Annotated in this window: 20 protein-coding genes; 8 read left to right on the top strand and 12 right to left on the bottom strand. The window is 68.9% G+C overall.

Annotated features, from left to right (window positions below):
- Positions 1-98: 98 nt before the first annotated feature.
- Entirely contained in the window at positions 99-539 is a 441-nt protein-coding gene (locus AC3B6A_RS23845; protein ID WP_488403691.1) for an anti-virulence regulator CigR family protein, read from the bottom strand.
- A gap of 178 nt (positions 540-717) precedes the next feature.
- Between AC3B6A_RS23845 and AC3B6A_RS23840 the strand changes: the two genes are divergently transcribed.
- The gene (locus AC3B6A_RS23840) at positions 718-1209 is read left to right on the top strand and encodes a hypothetical protein (protein ID WP_488399564.1); all 492 of its coding nucleotides are present in this window, start codon (positions 718-720) and stop codon (positions 1207-1209) included.
- A gap of 33 nt (positions 1210-1242) precedes the next feature.
- Here the strand turns inward: AC3B6A_RS23840 and AC3B6A_RS23835 are convergent, their stop codons facing one another.
- The 9 genes from AC3B6A_RS23835 to AC3B6A_RS23795 form a co-directional block, all read right to left on the bottom strand.
- Positions 1243-1938, bottom strand: coding sequence for a M15 family metallopeptidase (locus AC3B6A_RS23835; protein ID WP_488399563.1), 696 nt, complete (start codon positions 1936-1938; stop codon positions 1243-1245).
- On the bottom strand, positions 1935-2396 hold the full coding sequence (locus AC3B6A_RS23830) for a glycine cleavage system protein H (protein WP_488399562.1): 462 nt from the start codon (positions 2394-2396) through the stop codon (positions 1935-1937). The genes AC3B6A_RS23835 and AC3B6A_RS23830 overlap by 4 nt, the downstream gene beginning before the upstream one ends.
- Positions 2397-2489: 93 nt before the next feature.
- Complete coding sequence (locus AC3B6A_RS23825) at positions 2490-2864, bottom strand: DsrE family protein (protein WP_488399561.1); 375 nt, start codon at positions 2862-2864, stop codon at positions 2490-2492.
- Positions 2851-3345 (bottom strand): GNAT family N-acetyltransferase, encoded by a 495-nt coding sequence (locus AC3B6A_RS23820; protein ID WP_488399560.1) that lies wholly within the window; start codon positions 3343-3345, stop codon positions 2851-2853. The genes AC3B6A_RS23825 and AC3B6A_RS23820 overlap by 14 nt, the downstream gene beginning before the upstream one ends.
- A gap of 13 nt (positions 3346-3358) precedes the next feature.
- The gene (locus AC3B6A_RS23815) at positions 3359-3919 is read right to left on the bottom strand and encodes a DUF4136 domain-containing protein (protein ID WP_488399559.1); all 561 of its coding nucleotides are present in this window, start codon (positions 3917-3919) and stop codon (positions 3359-3361) included.
- A 106-nt stretch (positions 3920-4025) separates the two neighbouring features.
- Positions 4026-4607, bottom strand: a complete 582-nt coding sequence (locus tag AC3B6A_RS23810; RefSeq protein WP_488399558.1) for a DUF4136 domain-containing protein — start codon at positions 4605-4607, stop codon at positions 4026-4028.
- 53 nt (positions 4608-4660) lie between these two features.
- A complete protein-coding gene (locus tag AC3B6A_RS23805; protein WP_488399557.1) occupies positions 4661-5431 on the bottom strand; it encodes a methyltransferase domain-containing protein in 771 nt (256 codons plus the stop codon).
- Positions 5428-5745 carry a nucleotide pyrophosphohydrolase gene (locus AC3B6A_RS23800; protein WP_488399556.1) on the bottom strand — a complete coding sequence of 106 codons (318 nt, stop codon included), beginning with the start codon at positions 5743-5745 and terminating at the stop codon, positions 5428-5430. Before AC3B6A_RS23800 ends, AC3B6A_RS23805 begins: the two co-directional genes overlap by 4 nt.
- A gap of 63 nt (positions 5746-5808) precedes the next feature.
- Positions 5809-6666, bottom strand: coding sequence for a MaoC family dehydratase (locus tag AC3B6A_RS23795; RefSeq protein ID WP_488399555.1), 858 nt, complete (start codon positions 6664-6666; stop codon positions 5809-5811).
- A gap of 206 nt (positions 6667-6872) precedes the next feature.
- On the opposite strand from AC3B6A_RS23795, the gene AC3B6A_RS23790 reads away from it, so the two are divergent.
- Together AC3B6A_RS23790 and AC3B6A_RS23785 are read left to right on the top strand one after the other, a co-directional pair.
- Entirely contained in the window at positions 6873-7880 is a 1008-nt protein-coding gene (locus AC3B6A_RS23790; RefSeq protein WP_488399554.1) for an AraC family transcriptional regulator, read from the top strand.
- 66 nt (positions 7881-7946) lie between these two features.
- On the top strand, positions 7947-8351 hold the full coding sequence (locus AC3B6A_RS23785) for an EF-hand domain-containing protein (protein ID WP_488399553.1): 405 nt from the start codon (positions 7947-7949) through the stop codon (positions 8349-8351).
- A 180-nt stretch (positions 8352-8531) separates the two neighbouring features.
- Here AC3B6A_RS23785 and AC3B6A_RS23780 read toward each other — a convergent pair whose 3' ends face one another.
- A complete protein-coding gene (locus tag AC3B6A_RS23780) occupies positions 8532-9887 on the bottom strand; it encodes a 3-oxoacyl-ACP reductase (RefSeq protein WP_488399552.1) in 1356 nt (451 codons plus the stop codon).
- A 166-nt stretch (positions 9888-10053) separates the two neighbouring features.
- Between AC3B6A_RS23780 and AC3B6A_RS23775 the strand changes: the two genes are divergently transcribed.
- Positions 10054-11331, top strand: coding sequence for an acetyl-CoA C-acetyltransferase (locus AC3B6A_RS23775; RefSeq protein WP_488399551.1), 1278 nt, complete (start codon positions 10054-10056; stop codon positions 11329-11331).
- A 201-nt stretch (positions 11332-11532) separates the two neighbouring features.
- Here AC3B6A_RS23775 and AC3B6A_RS23770 read toward each other — a convergent pair whose 3' ends face one another.
- On the bottom strand, positions 11533-11979 hold the full coding sequence (locus AC3B6A_RS23770; protein WP_488399550.1) for an Lrp/AsnC family transcriptional regulator: 447 nt from the start codon (positions 11977-11979) through the stop codon (positions 11533-11535).
- Between the two features lie 166 nt (positions 11980-12145).
- Here AC3B6A_RS23770 and yedA point away from each other — a divergent pair, with 166 nt between their 5' ends.
- The 4 genes from yedA (at position 12146) to AC3B6A_RS23750 (ending at position 16039) form a co-directional block, all read left to right on the top strand.
- Positions 12146-13033: a drug/metabolite exporter YedA gene (yedA, locus tag AC3B6A_RS23765; RefSeq protein ID WP_488403689.1), complete on the top strand. Its 888-nt coding sequence runs from the start codon at positions 12146-12148 to the stop codon at positions 13031-13033.
- A gap of 254 nt (positions 13034-13287) precedes the next feature.
- Positions 13288-15330 (top strand): OPT family oligopeptide transporter, encoded by a 2043-nt coding sequence (locus AC3B6A_RS23760; RefSeq protein WP_488399549.1) that lies wholly within the window; start codon positions 13288-13290, stop codon positions 15328-15330.
- Positions 15331-15464: 134 nt separating this feature from the next.
- Positions 15465-15680: a ribbon-helix-helix protein, CopG family gene (locus tag AC3B6A_RS23755; RefSeq protein ID WP_488399548.1), complete on the top strand. Its 216-nt coding sequence runs from the start codon at positions 15465-15467 to the stop codon at positions 15678-15680.
- A complete protein-coding gene (locus AC3B6A_RS23750) occupies positions 15674-16039 on the top strand; it encodes a type II toxin-antitoxin system VapC family toxin (protein ID WP_488399547.1) in 366 nt (121 codons plus the stop codon). Before AC3B6A_RS23755 ends, AC3B6A_RS23750 begins: the two co-directional genes overlap by 7 nt.
- Positions 16040-16063: the final 24 nt, after the last annotated feature.

Below are 16063 nucleotides of genomic sequence, written 5' to 3'. Positions count from 1 at the left end.
GTCCCTAGGGGAATCGGCTGCTTCCCGGTCGCGGCACCCCATGCCCTTGAATCGGGGCCGTGGGGTGCCGCTGCAAGGTCAGCGATGTTGCGGTGGGATCAATCCAGCACGTTGCTCAGGACTTCATAGATGACGCCGGTGGCGATGGTGACCAGCAGCAGGTCGGTGCCGGCCTGCTGCCATTCGTAGCCGTCGTAATGCGGCAGGCGGCCGAGCAGGCGGCCGTCGAGTTTCTTGGCGATGCCGGGCGGAAGCGGTTTGCCGCGTGCGAGGTTTTTCCGGATGCCCGGCGGCAGTGCCGAGCCGGCGTCCCAGTAGTCCCGGTTACCGTCGAGGATGACGCGAACGCCGCCGACGTCGATCTGCGGGCCTCCGCCCTGCCAGTTATTGCCGCCGCCTTGACCGCTATGGCCCTGGTTGCCGTGCTGGCCGCCCTTGTCGTGTCCTTTGTTCTTGCCCTGGTCGGCCAGCAGCGTCGGACTGCTGCCAATCAGGGTCAGGCCCAGGGTCGCTGCCAGCAGGGTTTTCGCTCTGGATATCCGCATGTTGCCTCCGTCTCAGAATCCTGTTGCCGTTGAGCGTAGCCTCTGCGCCGCCATTTCGGCAGTAGATGAGTTGGTACTTGAGTGCTGGCATTTCGTCGGCATGGCCCGAACCATGTGGCGGTATCGCAGTCACAGCAGTATCTCAACCCCCGCCCCTGGAGGCGTTTCGATCATGAAGAAGACCTTGGTTGTTGCAATAGCCTGTGCATTTGCGCTCGGGACGACAGCCTTGCTGCCCGCCGACCTTTCGCCGATCGGTTCGGTTTACGCCAAGGGCAATGGCGGCGGCGGTAGTGGTGGTGGCAATGGTGGCGGTCACGGCGGCGGTAGCGGCAGTGGCCATGGCGGTGGCAACAGCGCTGGCCATTCGGGTGGTGGCATGTCCGATGGTCATTCGGGCGTCCACGGTGCCAAGAGCAATGGCATGACCGATGGCGTCGACCACGCCGGCAAGGCCACTCGTGATCACGGCCTGAGCGGCAATCACTACGGCAGCAGCAAGAACGACAGCGAGGGCCATGGCTCGACGACCTCGTCCGTGGCGCATTCCAAGGATACCCGTGGCCTGTCCAAGGCAACGGCGATCTCCGATACCACGCCGGGTACTCACAATACCAAGGGCCTGGGCAACGCTACCGATAACTCCACCAAGAACGACGACTGATCCACTCCAGCCGGCCAGGGACGGCCGCGCCCCTCACTGAACGGGGAAGTCGAAGTAAGTCTCGGGATAGGGCTCGGCCTTCAGCCGGTAATGCCACCATTCCGCGGCATAGGGCTCGAACCCGTGGCGCAGCATGGCCTGGCGCAGGGTTTCGCGGTTGCGGGTCTGCCGCACGCCGATCAGCGCCGTACCGTGGCGCGAGATGGGACCGAAGAAGTCGAAGCGGCTGCCCATGTCCAACTCCTCCCCCGTCCCCGTCTCCACCAGCGTCAGGTCGACGGTGCTGCCGCGCGAGTGCCCCGAGTGCTGGGCGATGTAGCCGTCGCGGAACAGCGCGCGCTTGTCCACGTCCGGGTAATAGCGGGCCTTCTGCCGGATGTCCCGCGGGTCGGCGGCCCAGCGGCGGAATTCATCCACGGCGCGCTGCGGGCGGTAACCATCGAAGATCTTCAGGGCCAGCCCGCTCAGGGCGAGGTCCTGCTCCACCGCGGCCAGTGCGCTGGCGGCTTCGCGGGTGAGGACGATGCGGGCCTTCTGATACCCCTCGATGGGCTCGCCGACGAAGTTGTCGCTGCCGGCGTAGCGCACGTCGTAACGGGCGGATTTCAGCACCTGGTCGAGGTAGACGAAGCCGGGCTGCGCCGGCTGGTCGGCGCGCAGCGGCAGGCAGGCGAGCAGGAGCAGCAGGGGCGCGAGGCGCCAGCGTTGCGCCGCGCCCGCCCGGCTCACGGGCGCAGGGCCTGCACCCCGTTGTCCTCGGGGTCGAAGTTGTCCAGGTACATGCGCCGGGCGAAGGCGTCCAGCGCGGCCTGGCCCTGCAGGAAGCGGCCACGGGCCTCGGCCCAGTCGTCGGGCTTGAGGCGCACCATCCAGCCTTCGCCGTAGCAGTCCTGGTTGATCAGCCCCGGGCGCCGCACCACGGCGTCGTTGCTGGCGAGGATGTCGCCCGCCAGCGGGCTGCGGGCGGAGGAGGCGGCCTTGGCGAACTCGACCACGCCGAAGCTGCGGTCGCAGTCGATATGCCAGCCGTCGCGCTTGGGGGTGAAGGCGAAGATCTGCCCGTAGAGGGCGCAGCCGTAGGCGGTGAGGCCGAGGGTGACGGCGCCGCCGGGCTCCTCGCGCAGCCAGAGGTTGTACTCGGGGGCGTACAGGAGGTCGTCGGGAAATTCCATGCCGTGCAGTTTCATTCGGGCCGCTCTTGGGGTCTGCGTTCTGTCGATGCCGCGTCAGTGCCGGATTCGAAAGGTTGGATTGTAAATGCCGCTTTCCCGGCGGTGTGCCTACAGGGTCAGCACCCGCTCGTATTCGAGGATCATCCGCGCCAGCTCGCCGCCGCTGGCGATTTCGTCGACCTCCTCGATCAGCCGGCTTTCGTCGATCGGCACGCCCGGTGCGCGGCACATCAGGAGGCGCGCGCCGGCTTCCTTGGCCTGCTGGATGAAGTGGCTGATGGGCTCGCCACCCTCGGCGGCGTAGAGGTGGTCGGCGACGTCCTGGAAGGCCAGGCGGGTGCCTTCGCCGCTGAGGAACAGGGTCACCTGGGCGTCCATGCAGGCCAGCAGGGTGGCGGTGTAGAAGGGCGCCGCGCAGCGCGCGGGGGTGCTCGGGCCGCTGCTGACGATGATCAGCACCCGCTGGTGGTCAGATGGGGTCAAGGGCTTTCTCCAGTTGTACCAGGGCGATGCGCCGGCCCTGCGGATCGGCGCGCTCGACGATGGCCTGCGGCCGATAGCCCAGCCGGGTGTAGAGCAGCAGCCCGACGGCGTTGGCGTTGAAGCAGGACACTTTCATCACCCGCGCCTTGTACTGGTCGCGGGCGAGTTTCTCCATGACGTCGATCAGGTACTGCGCCACGCCATGCCGGCGCGCCCAGGGCGCCACCATCATGTTGCCCAGCGCGCAGTATTCGCGCGGCTGCCACTGGTAGAAGTTGGCGAAGCCCGCCGCGCGCCCATCCAGCAGCGCCACGGTGCTGCCGCGGCGTTCGGCCATGGCGGCGGCGAGCTGGGCGACGGTCAGCGGCCAGCTCGCCTTGGGGTAGCAGTAGAAGAGTTCGTCGCGATCCTGGGGAAAGCGCACCACCTCGTCGAGGTCGCCGGCGGCGGCGGGGCGGTGGTCGAAGGCTGGATGTTCCACGCTCTCTCCCGGCTCAGTGCGGCGGATACTGGGCGATGATCTTCTGCACCGCCTCGTGGATCGCCGCTTCGCGTTCGGCGGGCGAGGGCGGGCTGCTGCGCATGATCTGCTCGCCGCTGCCGCGCCAGACCAGCTTGCCGTCCTTGGTGTCGAACAGGTCGACCTGGATGGTGGCGACCTTGTAGGTGAGGGTGCGGCTCTCGGCCATCGGCGGTCCACCCCAGTAGCCGCCCCAGTAACCGTTCCAGTAGCCGCCGCTGTAGGTGGTGATCTGGTCCTGGCGCTGGTCGACGATCAGGTAGGCGCGCATCTTCAGGTCGCCGACGTTGCCGTCCCGCGCCTGGCGCAGGCCGCGCTGCTCGAACTGCTCGGCGATCGCCTGGCTGATCCGCTGTTCGGTGAGGTCGCTCTTGATGCGCGGGTCGTCCGGGCGGTACTCGAACGCCGGTTGCGCCCAGCTCCAGGTCTGGTAGCGGGAGAAGTCGCGGGTGGTGTCGTAGTCGCGGCTGACGCTGGTGGTTTCACAGGCCGCCAGGCCCAGTATCAGGCCCAGCAACAACAGACGGCGGATCATGATCGGATTACTCCTGGGCAGAGTTCTCATCCAAGCGCAGAGTCCGCGCAAAGGCAAGCGGCAGAGCGGTCGCGCGCGCTGGAAGCGGAGGCCGGCAAGCGGCCGGTCAGCTTGGCGGATAGCCGTCCAGCGCCTTGCGCGCGGCCTCGCGCAGGGCGCGGGCCTGCTCGCTCTGGTTGCCGCCGCTGGCGTATTCGGCGCTGCCGCTCCACACCTGCTGCTGGCTGCGGGCGTCGAACAGGGTGATGTGCACCACGCTGACGGTGACCACGTAGGTGCGGGTGACCGGGTAGTAGCCGCCGCCGTACCAGGGATCGCCCCAGCCGCCGTAGTAGCCGCCGCCGTAGTAGTCGGTGGTCTGCCGGGTGCGTTGCTCGCTGGAGAGCTGGGCGCTGACCACCAGGTCCGCCGGCGCATCGCCCCGCGCCGGGCGCAGGCCGCGCTGGTCGAGGGCTTCGCTGACGGCGTCCTGCAGCGGGCCACCGAAGCCGGTGCCGTCGGCCCAGCTCCAGGAGCGGTAGTGGCCGTAGTCCAGCGGCGCCGCCGGGTAGCTGCCGGGGTCCGATTGCGGATGCGCCGCCGCTGCCGGCGCGGGCGGCAGCGGCAGCGAGGTGGCGGTGTAGGGATTCTGGCCCTGGCAGGCGGCCAGGGCGGCGAACAGCGGCAGGATCAGCAGGTAACGCGGCATGACGGACTCCCGCACGCCCGGACCGGTCGGCGTGCGCAACAGCAACTATGCGCTCAATCCTGTGGCCGGCACAGCCAGTGCAGGTAGCGCCCGAGGCCGGCGAAGGCCGGGTGCCGGCGGTATTGCAGCTCCATTTCCACCAGGTCCAGCGGCTCGGCCTTGTGCTGGAACTCCACCGGCATGTAGTCGTGGAATACCCGCACGCCGCTGCGCGCCTCGATCCGCCAGTGGCCGGCCATGGCCGCCTCCAGCACGCGCGGGTCGAGCGGTTCCTGCGGGGTCAGGCTCTGTCCTTCGCCGGCGAAGCGGTTCTTGCGCAGCTTGCGGAAGTGACCCTTGAGCAGGTTGCGGTAGATCAGCGCGTCGCGGTTGTAGAAGGCCAGGGACAGCCAGCCGTCGGCGCGGGTCAGCTGGTGCAGCACGGGGAGGATCGCCAGCGGCTCGGCCAGCCATTCCAGCACCGCGTGGCAGATCACCAGGTCATAGGGTTCGTTGAGTCGGCCGAGCAGGTCCTGCCAGGGCGCCTCGATGAAGGTGGCGCCCAGGCCGGCTTCGGCGAAGCGCTGGCGCGCGCCTTCGAGCATCGGCGCGGCGGGCTCGGCGAGGGTGACGTCGTGCCCGCGCCCGGCCAGCCACAGCGACATGTGGCCGAGGCCCGCGCCGATGTCCAGCACGCGCAGCGGGCGCTCCGGCAGCACTTCGGCGAGGTCGGCCTGGAGCACCGCGAGGCGGATCGCGCCCTTGGCGCCGCCGTAGATCTTCTCCGCGAAGCGCGTGGCCAGTTCGTCGAAATGGCGGTCGCCGTTGCCGGGGGAATGGCTCACTTGGCGCCCCCCTCGATGAAGCGCCGTTCGCTGTCGGCCAGCTTGGCGCGCACCGCCTGGTCCATGTCGATGCCCAGCTCGGCGCAGAGCAGCAGGAGGTAGAGCACGATGTCGCCGACTTCCTGCCCGGCGTGGGCGAGTTTTTCCGGCGGCAGCTGGCGGGATTCGTCCTCGCGCAGCCACTGGAAGATTTCCACCAGTTCGGCCATTTCCACGCTGGCGGCCATGGCCAGGTTCTTCGGGCTGTGGAAGCGACTCCAGTCGTTGTGGTCGCGGATGGCGTGCAGGCGCGCGGTGATGGCTTCGAGATTCATAGGGCTTCGAGGTTCATGCAGATGGGGCTCCAACGTGAGCCCCATAGCTTCGGGCTTCAGGCCTCAGGCTTCAAGCGGCGCCCAGCTGCCGGCCATGTGCGGCAGCTCGTCCTTGCCGCGCAGGCTGAACTGCCCGGACGGCGCCGGCTCGCTGGCCAGCAGGTTGACCTGGGCGGGCAGCAGCACCGGCTTCTGGAAGCGCACCTCGACCCGATAGCCGGCCATCGGCAGCTGCTCGCCCAGCGCCGCCAGGCAGCGCGCCTTGTTCCACAGGCCGTGGGCGATGGCGCGGGGGAAGCCGAACAGCCTGGCGCTGGCGGCGGACAGGTGGATCGGGTTGTAGTCGCCGGCGACCCTCGCGTAGCGCCGGCCGATGTCCGCCGGACAGCTCCAGGCGTCGATCTGCTCCAGCGGCAGTCCGGCGGCCTCCGCGCGGGCCGGCGGGGTGCCGTCCAGGCGCAGGCCGCGGAACAGGATGCGGCTGTCGCCCTCCCAGAGCAGGCCGAGCTGGTCGTGCAAATGGGTGATGATGCTGAAGGTCACGCCCTTCTCGTGGGGCTGCAGGTCGGCCACCCGCACGCTGACGGTGAACGGCCCCAGCCCGCCGAGCGGACGCAACACGCTGATGCGGTTTTCCAGGTGCACCAGGCCCAGCAGCGGGAAGGGGAAGCGCGCGTCGGTGAGCAGCCCCATCTGCAGGGGGAAGGCAAGGATGTGCGGGTAGGTGGGCGGCAGCAGGTGGTTGTCGGGGAAGCCGCAGACCTTGCGATAGCGCTCCAGGTGCTTCGCATCGACCGTGACCGGGCAGCGCAGGCCGCGGCTCGGCAGGCTGCGGCCACGCACGCCGCGGCGCAGGGCGGCGCGGACGAACAGGCCGGTGAGGGCGGGGGGAGCGGACAGGTCGAGCCAATCGCGGGACATCGGGTATCTCCTGGCGGGTCATTCGGTCAGCTTAGCCGCCGCCGATAGACGGGCATTGGCCGAGGTTCCGCGGCGCGCGGCAGGCAAGTCAATCTGACCGCCCGGTTGTTCGGAAATTTCGCTCAAGCGCCGTCCTGAAGTTCTTGAGGGGGGATGGGAAAGCTGCCTAAGATGGGCCCGCCTCATGGATAACTAGAAAAACCACCATGCGTGATCTGACCGACGATGTGGCGCTGATGCGCCCGGTGATCGACGCCCTGCGGGCCTGCGGCACCGACCCCGACCGCGTGCTGGCGCGCGTTGGCCTGCCCGCCGGCAGCTTGCCCGCCGGACGCTTCCCCCACAGCGCGCAGAACCTGTTCTGGAAGGCCGCCGCCGAGGAATGCGGCCAGGAGCACGTCGGCCTCTATCTGGCCGGTCACCTGCCGGCGTTCCACGGCCTGCTGCTGGAATACCTGTTCCTCTCCAGCGCGACCTTCGGCGAAGGCCTGCGCCACGCCCTGCGCTACGTGCGCCTGCTCTCCGACACCCTCAACGCGCGCCTGGAAATCGAGGGCGAGCGCGCCGTGCTGCTGCTCGGCCATAGCGCCGGGACCAACCGGCATTTCCCCGAGATGCTCGCCGGCGCGGTGATCCGCCTGTTCCACGCCCTCACCGAAGGCGATTTCAAGCCCCGCGGAGTGCAGCTGATGCACCCGGACGGCGCGCCCGCCGAGCGCTACCGGGAAGTCTACGGCTGCCCGGCGGTGCTGGGCGCCGCGCGCTACGCCCTGGAGTTCGACGCCGCCGTGCTGGACAAGCCCTCGCGCCACGCCGCCCCGGAACTGCTGCGCATGCACGAGTCGCTGGCGCGCCGGCAACTGGCGGAAGTGGAGCGCCTGGACCTGGTGCGCAAGGTGCGCGAACTGATCGGCGTGCTGCTGGTGGACGGCGGCGCGACGCTGGAACAGGTCGCCGCCCGCCTGGACATGCCGGCCCGCCGCCTGCGCGAGCGCCTGGCCATGGCCGGGGTGCGCTTCAACGACCTGGTCACCGACTACCGCTGCCGGCTGGCCAAGGACCTGCTGCTCAAGACCGACGAGCGCATCGAGGTGATCGTCGAGCGCACCGGCTTCTCCGAGCCGAGCACCTTCTACCGCGCCTTCAAGCGCTGGGTCGGCGAGACCCCGGTGGAGTTCCGCCGCCGCGGCCGGCCGCAGGCGCCGGCGGAGTGATCGAACACCTTCGAGCGGAGTGCTGAGTAGGCTTTGCGCGCCTTTCCCAGCGCCGAGGAGTTCCCGATGCGAAGCCGAATCCGCCTGCCCCTGCTGTTGTCCGCCGTCCTGCTGCTGGGGGCCCGATGCGCCGTGGCCGGGGACGTGGGCGAAACGGCCTTCTCCCGTCTGGATCGGGATGGCAGCGGCTACATCGAGGCCGGCGACCTGGCAGCCATGCGCCAGCGCATGTTCTTCCGGCTGGACCGCAACCAGGACGGCCTGCTGACCCGCGAGGAGGTGACGCCGCCGGACACCGGCACGAACGCCTCGCCCTACGCCATCGCCTGGCCGGATGCGGACGGCGACGGCCGGATCGATCTGGAGGAGTTCCTGAGCGAGGAACCGGCGCTGATCGCGCGGGCGGATCGCGATGGCGACCACCGGGTGAGCGCCGGGGAGTTCCGTGAGCTGGTGGCGGCGCGGGGATAAGGCGCTCCTTCGGGAGGCGCGCATCGTTCAGCCCGATGCGCCGACGGCCGGCCTGCCGGCCGGATCGCGGACAAGGTCCGCTCCTACGAAGAGCGCATCGGCGCGAGTCGCACCCTGTAGGAGCGGACCTTGTCCGCGAAAGGCGTCAGGCCGCACAAACATCGCGGATGAGTGCGCGGATCAGGCGCCGAGCAAACTCTGCCCGCACACCCGCAACACCTGCCCGCTCACCGCGCCCGAGCCCGGCTGGGCGAACCAGGCCACGGCCTCGGCGACATCCTGCGGCAGGCCGCCCTGGCCCATGGAGTTCATCCGCCGGCCGGCCTCGCGGATGGTCAGCGGGATGGCGGCGGTCATCTGCGTCTCGATGAAGCCCGGCGCCACCGCGTTGATGCTGATGCCCTTCCTGCCCAGCACCGGCGCCCAGGCCTGCGCCAGGCCGATCAGCCCGGCCTTGCTCACCGCGTAGTTGGTCTGCCCGAGGTTGCCGGCGATGCCGCTGATGGAGGCGAGCAGCACCACGCGGCCGTCGTCGTGCAGTTTGCCGGCGTCCAGCAGGGCCTGGGTCAGCACCTGCGGGGCCTTGAGGTTGACGTCGATCACCGAGTTCCAGAACGCCTCGCTCATCTTCGCCACGGTCTTGTCGCGGGTGATGCCGGCGTTGTGCACCACGATGTCCACGCCCTCGGGCAGCGCCTCGACCAGTTGCGCACCGGCGTCGGCGGCGCAGATGTCCAGCGCCACGCCGCGGCCGCCCAGGCGCGCGGCGAGGGCGTCGAGGGCGCCCTTGGCCGGCGGCACGTCCAGCAGCACCACCTCGGCGCCGTCGCGGGCCAGGGTCTCGGCGATGGCCGCGCCGATGCCACGGGCGGCGCCGGTGACCAGCGCGCGCTTGCCCACCAGCGGGCGGCTCCAGTCCTGCACCTGCCGGCCGTAGGCGGACAGGCGGATCACCTGCCCGGAGACATAGGCGCTCCTGGGCGAGAGGAAGAAGCGCAGCGCGCCTTCGAGCTGGTCCTCGGCGCCCTTGCCGACGTACAGCAGCTGCACGTTGCCGCCCCGGCGGATTTCCTTGCCCAGGGAGCGGCTGAAGCCTTCCAGGCTGCGCTGCACGCTGGCGGCGACGGGGTCTTTCAGCGACTCCGGGGCGCGGCCGAGGATCACCACGTGCGGGCACTTGTCCAGGCCCTTGAGCGCACCCTGGAAGAAGCTGCGCAGCTCGATCGTCTGCTCGAAACGGCTCAGGCCGCTGGCGTCGAAGACGATGGCTTTCAGCTTCGGCCCGTGCTCGGCGGTCCAGCGTGGCAGGCCGTACTGGCCTTCGGCGAAGGCGAAGCGCGCGTCGGTCAGGCGTTCGGAAAACGCCAGCACCGCCTCGTTCAGGCTGCCCTCTCCGCCCAGCAGCAGCGCCCCGTCCACCGGCCGCGTGCGCCCGGCGCTCCAGCGCTCCAGGCGTACCGGCGCGGGCAGGCCGAGGGCGCCGACCAGGCGGCGGCCGACGTTGGAGTTGGCGAAGGCGATGTAGCGGTCGGTCATGGAACGGGCTCCTGCACGGATTCTCGAAGTGGCGACCACTCTACGCAGCCGCCGGAGCGGCGCAATTGACCGTGCTGACCTGGGCGACGGCGGGGCGGCCAATGCGACGCGACCGGCTAAGGTTAGCCTTGAGCGCACTTCAACGCTCATACCTCAGGAGCCCTGCATGACCCAACTGCGCCGGGTCGCCATCGTCGGCGGCAACCGAATTCCCTTCGCCCGCTCCAATACCGTGTATGCCACGGCGAGCAACCAGGAGATGCTGACCTGCGCGCTGGACGGCCTGATCGAGCGCTACAAGCTGCACGGCGAGCGCCTGGGCGAAGTGGTCGCCGGCGCTGTGCTCAAGCATTCGCGCGACTTCAACCTGACCCGCGAATGCGTGCTGAGCACGCGCTTGGCGCCGGAAACCCCGGCCTACGACCTCCAGCAGGCCTGCGGCACCGGCCTGGAAGCGGCGATCCTGGTGGCCAACAAGATCGCCCTGGGGCAGATCGACTGCGGCATTGCCGGCGGCGTGGACACCACCTCCGACGCGCCCATCGGCGTCAACGAGGGGCTGCGCAGGATTTTGCTGGAGGCCAATCGCGGCAAGTCCAACGGCGAGAAGATCAAAAGCCTGCTGAAGATCCGTCCGCGCCACCTGATGCCGCACATCCCGAGGAACGGCGAGCCGCGCACCGGGCTGTCGATGGGCGAGCATTGCGAGCAGATGGCGCAGACCTGGGCCATCCCCCGCGACGAGCAGGACAAGCTGGCCTACGAGAGCCACATCAAGCTGGCCGCCGCCTACGACGAGGGCTGGCAGAACGACCTGATGACGCCGTTCCGCGGCCTGGTGCGCGACCAGAACCTGCGCCCGGACATCAACCTGGAAAAGCTCGGCACCCTCAAGCCGGTCTTCGAGAAGGGCCCGCGCGGCACCCTGACTGCGGCCAACTCCACGCCGCTGACCGACGGCGCCTCGGTGGTGCTGCTGGCCAGCGAGGAATGGGCGAAGGCGCGCGGGCTGCCGATCCTGGCCTACTTCAAGGACGGCGAGGCGGCGGCGGTGGACTTCGTCGGCGGTCGCGAGGGGCTGCTGATGGCGCCGGCCTACGCGGTGCCGCGCCTGCTGGCGCGCAACGGCCTGAGCCTGCAGGACTTCGACTTCTACGAAATTCACGAAGCCTTCGCCGCCCAGGTGCTGTGCACCCTCAAGGCCTGGGAGGACGCGGACTACTGCAAGGAGCGCCTGGGCCTCGACGCGCCGCTGGGCGCCATCGACCGCAGCCGGCTCAACGTGAAGGGCAGTTCGCTCGCCGCCGGCCACCCGTTCGCCGCCACCGGCGGGCGCATCGTCGCCAACCTGGCCAAGCTGCTGGACGTGGCGGGCAAGGGGCGCGGGCTGATCTCCATCTGCGCGGCGGGCGGCCAGGGTGTGACTGCGATCGTGGAAAAGTAATCCAATACATCGGGGCGGCCGTGGCCGCTCCCACGATGTAGCAACTCCGTGACTTCAGGCGGCACCGCGCAAGCGGCGCCGCCTTTTTTTATCCGCGCGGCGGGAATGGCCGTTGCCTGTAGGAGCGAGCTTGCTCGCGAACCCGTCGCCCGCAGCGGGTTTTGTTCGCGAGCAAGCTCGCTCCTACGAAAAGCCGCCTGTTCAACCGCCCTGCAACATCCCCGGATGGATGCGCGAGGTGAAGGGCGTGGACAGCACCAGCGAGGTCTTGCTGGTGCCGAACTGCGCCAGGCGGTCGATCAGTTCCTCCAGCTCGCGGGTGCAGGTCACCGCGACCTTGAGCATCACGCAGGATTCGCCGGTGATGCGGTAGCAGTCGATGATCTGCGGGATTTCCATCAGCGGGTCGAGCATGGTGCTGCTGCGGTGGTCGTTCAGGCGCAGTTCGATCAGGCACTGGATCGAGCGGCCCAGCTTCGACAGGTCTACGCTGGCCTGGTAGCCGGTGATCACCCCGTCCGCTTCCAGGCGCGCCACGCGGTCGGCCACCGCCGGCGGCGAGAGGTTGATGCGCCGGGCCAGTTCGGCGAAGGACATCCGGCCGTTTTCCAGCAGCGCGGCGAGCAGGGCGCGGTCGTATTTGTCCATTGCTTCGGGCCTCGTGTGGATTCGACGGAAAGTCACCTGAAATTCCATCGAATGAAAAGTGTTATGCCTGCTTTGGCGTTGTCTGTGCCTTATCTGGCACGATCCAGCCTCATAAAATGAAGCGCTCCGCCTGCCTTGTCGAGCCCTTCCCATGACCACCTTGCCCATGCCCAGAGCCCGCGTCTCCCCGACCCTGATCGCCGCGTTCTTCGCCCTGTATTTCATCTGGGGCTCGACCTACCTGGTGATCCGCATCGGCGTCGAATCCTGGCCGCCGATGCTGATGGCCGGCTGCCGCTTCATCATCGCCGGGACCCTGCTGCTGGGCTGGATGCTCTGGCGCGGCGCGCCGCTGCCGACCTTCAGGCAATGGCTGTCGGCGGGCGCCATCGGCATCCTCCTGCTCAGTTGCGGCAACGGCGGGGTGACGGTGGCCGAGCACTGGGGCGTGGCCTCGGGCGTGGCGGCGCTGGCGGTGGCCACGGTGCCGCTGTTCACCCTGATCTTCGCGCGCCTGTTCGGCAACAGGACCACGGCGCTGGAGTGGGCGGGCATCGCCCTGGGGCTGTTCGGCATCGTCCTGCTCAACCTCGGTTCGAACCTGCAGGGCAGCCCGGCGGGCGCGGCGCTGATCATCTTCGCGGCGGCCACCTGGGCCTTCGGCTCGGTGTGGAGCCGGCGCCTGTCGCTGCCGGCCGGCGCCATGGCCAGCGCGGTGGAGATGCTGGTGGGCGGCGGCGTGCTGCTGCTGGGCAGCTTCCTCGGCGGCGAGCGCCTGGAGCAGATGCCGACGGCCGCCGGCTGGGGCGCGCTGGCCTACCTGGTGGTGTTCGGTTCGATCATCGCCTTCAGCGCCTACATGTACCTGCTGGCCAACGTGCGCCCGGCGGCGGCCACCAGCTACGCCTACGTCAACCCGGCGGTGGCGGTGATGCTCGGCGTGGTGTTCGCCGGCGAGCACATCGGCGTGGCCGAGTCCCTGGCGATGGCGGTGATCATCAGCGCCGTGGTGCTGATCGGCCTGCCGCAGTGGCGGCGCCAGGACGCGGCGTGAGCCCGGCCCGAAGCTGATTTCCCCGTAGGATGGGTGGAGCGGAGCGATACCCATGCCGTCGGCGTCGTGATCGATGGGTATCGCTTCGCTCCACGCCATCCTACGGTCGAGGTCTCGCTTGCCGGAGGCTCGGGATTTCTCTCCATGCAGCGACAAAGCCGCATCGCAGACCGCATCTGTCGCCATTGTGGGTCGCGGTGATTGGCGCACTATCCTACGCTTTGGCGGTTGTGCTTCTGTAAGAGACTGCCTACATGCAAGACCGGATTCCCGCCGAGTCGAACCTCGCCGAGCTGACCCTTCGCGGCCTGATCCTCGGCGCGCTGATCACCGTGGTGTTCACCGCCTCCAACGTCTACCTCGGCCTCAAGGTCGGCCTGACCTTCGCGTCGTCGATCCCCGCGGCGGTCATCTCCATGGCCGTGCTGCGCTACTTCTCCGGCTCCAACATCCTCGAGAACAACATGGTGCAGACCCAGGCCTCGGCGGCCGGCACCCTGTCCTCGATCATCTTCATCCTTCCGGGGCTGCTGATGATCGGCTACTGGAGCGGCTTCCCGTTCTGGCAGACCGCGGCGATCTGCTCCATCGGCGGCATCCTCGGCGTGCTCTACACCATCCCGCTGCGCCGGGTGATGGTGGTGAAGAGCAACCTGCCGTACCCCGAAGGCGTGGCGGCGGCGGAAATCCTGCGGGTCGGCAGCCATGACGAGGCCGACGGCCAGCCGGGCTCCGAGGCGAAGGCTTCCAGCGGCCCGGGCCTGCGCGACATCCTCTCCGGCGGCCTGGTGGCGGCGGCCTTCAGCCTGCTCAGCAGCGGCTTCAAGGTCCTCGCCGAAGGCTTCAGCTTCTGGCTCAGCGCCGGCCAGGCGGCGTTCCGCCTGTCCACCGGCTTCTCCCTGGCGCTGGTCGGCGCCGGCTACCTGATGGGCATCACCGCCGGCATCGCCATCCTCATCGGCGTGGTGATCGCCTGGGGCGTGGCGGTGCCGCTGCTCTCGGTGAACAGCGTGCTGGCCGCCGGGCAGAGCCTGCCGGAGCTGGCCAGCAAACTGTGGAGCAGCCAGGTGCGCTTCCTCGGCGCCGGCACCATCGGCATCGCCGCGCTGTGGACCCTGGCCACCCTGTTCAAGCCCATGGTGCAGGGCGTCTGGGCCTCGCTCAGCGCCGTGCGCGGGCGTGGCGAGGTGAGCGACCTGCGCACCGAGCAGGACCTCGCGGCGAAGTGGATCGTGGCCATCGCCGGCATCCTGCTGGTGGCGCTGTTCGCGGTCTTCGCGGTGTTCCTCGGCGAGGCCGCGCCGGACCTGCGCGGCTTCGGCTTCTGGGGCCTGGTGACGGCCTGCGTGGTGTTCGCCTTCTTCTTCGGCTTCCTGATCGCCGCCGCCTGCGGCTACATGGCCGGCCTGGTGGGCTCGTCGAGCAGCCCGATCTCCGGCATCGGCATCATCGCGGTGATCCTGGTGTCGCTGCTGATCCTCGGCGTCGGCTCGCTGAACGATGGCTTCCTGGCGCTGGAGGGCGGCAAGCTGGCCATCGCCCTGGCGCTGTTCACCACCTCGGTGGTGATCGCCATCGCCGCGATTTCCAACGACAACCTGCAGGACCTGAAGACCGGCTACCTGGTCGGCGCCACCCCGTGGCGGCAGCAGGTGGCGCTGATCGTCGGCTGCCTGGTGGGCGCCCTGGTGATCCCGCCGGTGCTGGACCTGCTGTTCAACGCCTACAGCTTCACCGGCGCGCTGCCGCGCGCGGGCATGGACCCGAACGCCGCGCTGGCCGCACCGCAGGCGACGCTGATGACCGCCATCGCCAGCGGGATTTTCCACGATGCGCTGAACTGGAACATGATCCTCATCGGCGTGGCGCTGGGCATCGCGCTGATCCTCGTGGACCTCCTCCTGCGCCGCACCGGCAAGGCCAGCCTGCCGGTGCTCGCGGTGGGCCTGGGCATCTACCTGCCGCCGACCATCGGCATGACCCTGGTGGTCGGCGCGCTGCTCGCCTGGCTGCTGGAGTCGGCGCTGAAGAAGCGTGCCCTGCGGGCCGGCGTCAGCGAGGAGAAATACGCCGACGAGCCCAGGCGCCGCGGCGTGTTGCTGGCCTCCGGGCTGATCGTCGGCGAGAGCCTGATGGGCATCCTGCTCGCCGGGGTGATCGGCACCACCGGCAAGGACGCGCCCCTGGCGCTGGTCGGCGCCGGCTTCGAGGACACCGCGCAATGGCTGGGGCTGGTGGTGTTCGTGGCGATCTGCGTGCTGTTCTACCGCAAGGTGCTGACCGGCACGCGCGGCTGATCCTTCGTCGTGATGCAAAAAAGGCGCCTGCGGGCGCCTCTTTCATTGTGGGACTTTGCCTATGCCTGGCCGCGCGGCTGACGAGTCGCGGCAACAGTGATATATGATGTCGATATCATTTATCGGAGGTTCCCATGCGCACCCTGGTCGATATTCCCGCGGAATACCTGGAACGCCTGAACGACATCAGCGAGCGGCAGCAACAGTCCCGTGCCTCGATCATCCGCGAGGCCATTGCCGAGTACCTGGTCAACCACGCACAGGCTGACGCCGACGCGGCGTTCGGGCTGTGGAAGGAGCGCCAGGTGGACGGCCTTGCCTACCAGGAAAAGGTACGCGAGGAATGGTGAGGGCCCTGTTCGACACCAACATCCTCATCGACTACCTGAACGGCTACCGGCAGGCGCGGGATGAACTGGCGCTCTATGGCGATCGCGCGATCAGCATCATCACCTGGATGGAAGTGATGATCGGCGTGACGCCCGGGACCGAAGCGGCGACCCGCGCCTTTCTTTCCAGCTTCACGGTGCTGGCGCTGGACGAGCGCATCGCCGAGCGCGCCGTGGAGGTGCGCCAGCGCCTGCGGGTGAAGCTGCCGGACGCGATCATCAAGGCCACGGCGGAAGTCGAGGGGCGGCTGCTGGTGACGCGCAATATCAAGGATTTCGCCGAGAGCGAGCCGGGTGTGCGGTTGCCGTATCGGTTGTGAGCTGGGCCGTTCCCTGTAGGAGCG

The organism is Pseudomonas sp. B12(2026) (assembly GCF_057767015.1).
Note: the sequence above shows the minus strand (reverse complement) of the source record. Positions and strands in the feature narration are given on the sequence as shown.

Bases quoted from the DNA above. Each gene is read 5' to 3' on its own strand.
- AC3B6A_RS23840 (WP_488399564.1), top strand. From the start codon at position 718: ATGAAGAAGACCTTGGTTGTTGCAATAGCCTGTGCATTTGCGCTCGGG.
- AC3B6A_RS23830 (WP_488399562.1), bottom strand. From the start codon at position 2,396: ATGAAACTGCACGGCATGGAATTTCCCGACGACCTCCTGTACGCCCCC.
- AC3B6A_RS23815 (WP_488399559.1), bottom strand. From the start codon at position 3,919: ATGATCCGCCGTCTGTTGTTGCTGGGCCTGATACTGGGCCTGGCGGCC.
- AC3B6A_RS23810 (WP_488399558.1), bottom strand. From the start codon at position 4,607: ATGCCGCGTTACCTGCTGATCCTGCCGCTGTTCGCCGCCCTGGCCGCC.
- AC3B6A_RS23800 (WP_488399556.1), bottom strand. From the start codon at position 5,745: ATGAATCTCGAAGCCATCACCGCGCGCCTGCACGCCATCCGCGACCAC.
- AC3B6A_RS23795 (WP_488399555.1), bottom strand. From the start codon at position 6,666: ATGTCCCGCGATTGGCTCGACCTGTCCGCTCCCCCCGCCCTCACCGGC.
- AC3B6A_RS23790 (WP_488399554.1), top strand. From the start codon at position 6,873: ATGCGTGATCTGACCGACGATGTGGCGCTGATGCGCCCGGTGATCGAC.
- AC3B6A_RS23785 (WP_488399553.1), top strand. From the start codon at position 7,947: ATGCGAAGCCGAATCCGCCTGCCCCTGCTGTTGTCCGCCGTCCTGCTG.
- AC3B6A_RS23780 (WP_488399552.1), bottom strand. From the start codon at position 9,887: ATGACCGACCGCTACATCGCCTTCGCCAACTCCAACGTCGGCCGCCGC.
- AC3B6A_RS23775 (WP_488399551.1), top strand. From the start codon at position 10,054: ATGACCCAACTGCGCCGGGTCGCCATCGTCGGCGGCAACCGAATTCCC.
- AC3B6A_RS23770 (WP_488399550.1), bottom strand. From the start codon at position 11,979: ATGGACAAATACGACCGCGCCCTGCTCGCCGCGCTGCTGGAAAACGGC.
- yedA (WP_488403689.1), top strand. From the start codon at position 12,146: ATGCCCAGAGCCCGCGTCTCCCCGACCCTGATCGCCGCGTTCTTCGCC.
- AC3B6A_RS23760 (WP_488399549.1), top strand. From the start codon at position 13,288: ATGCAAGACCGGATTCCCGCCGAGTCGAACCTCGCCGAGCTGACCCTT.
- AC3B6A_RS23755 (WP_488399548.1), top strand. From the start codon at position 15,465: ATGCGCACCCTGGTCGATATTCCCGCGGAATACCTGGAACGCCTGAAC.
- AC3B6A_RS23750 (WP_488399547.1), top strand. From the start codon at position 15,674: ATGGTGAGGGCCCTGTTCGACACCAACATCCTCATCGACTACCTGAAC.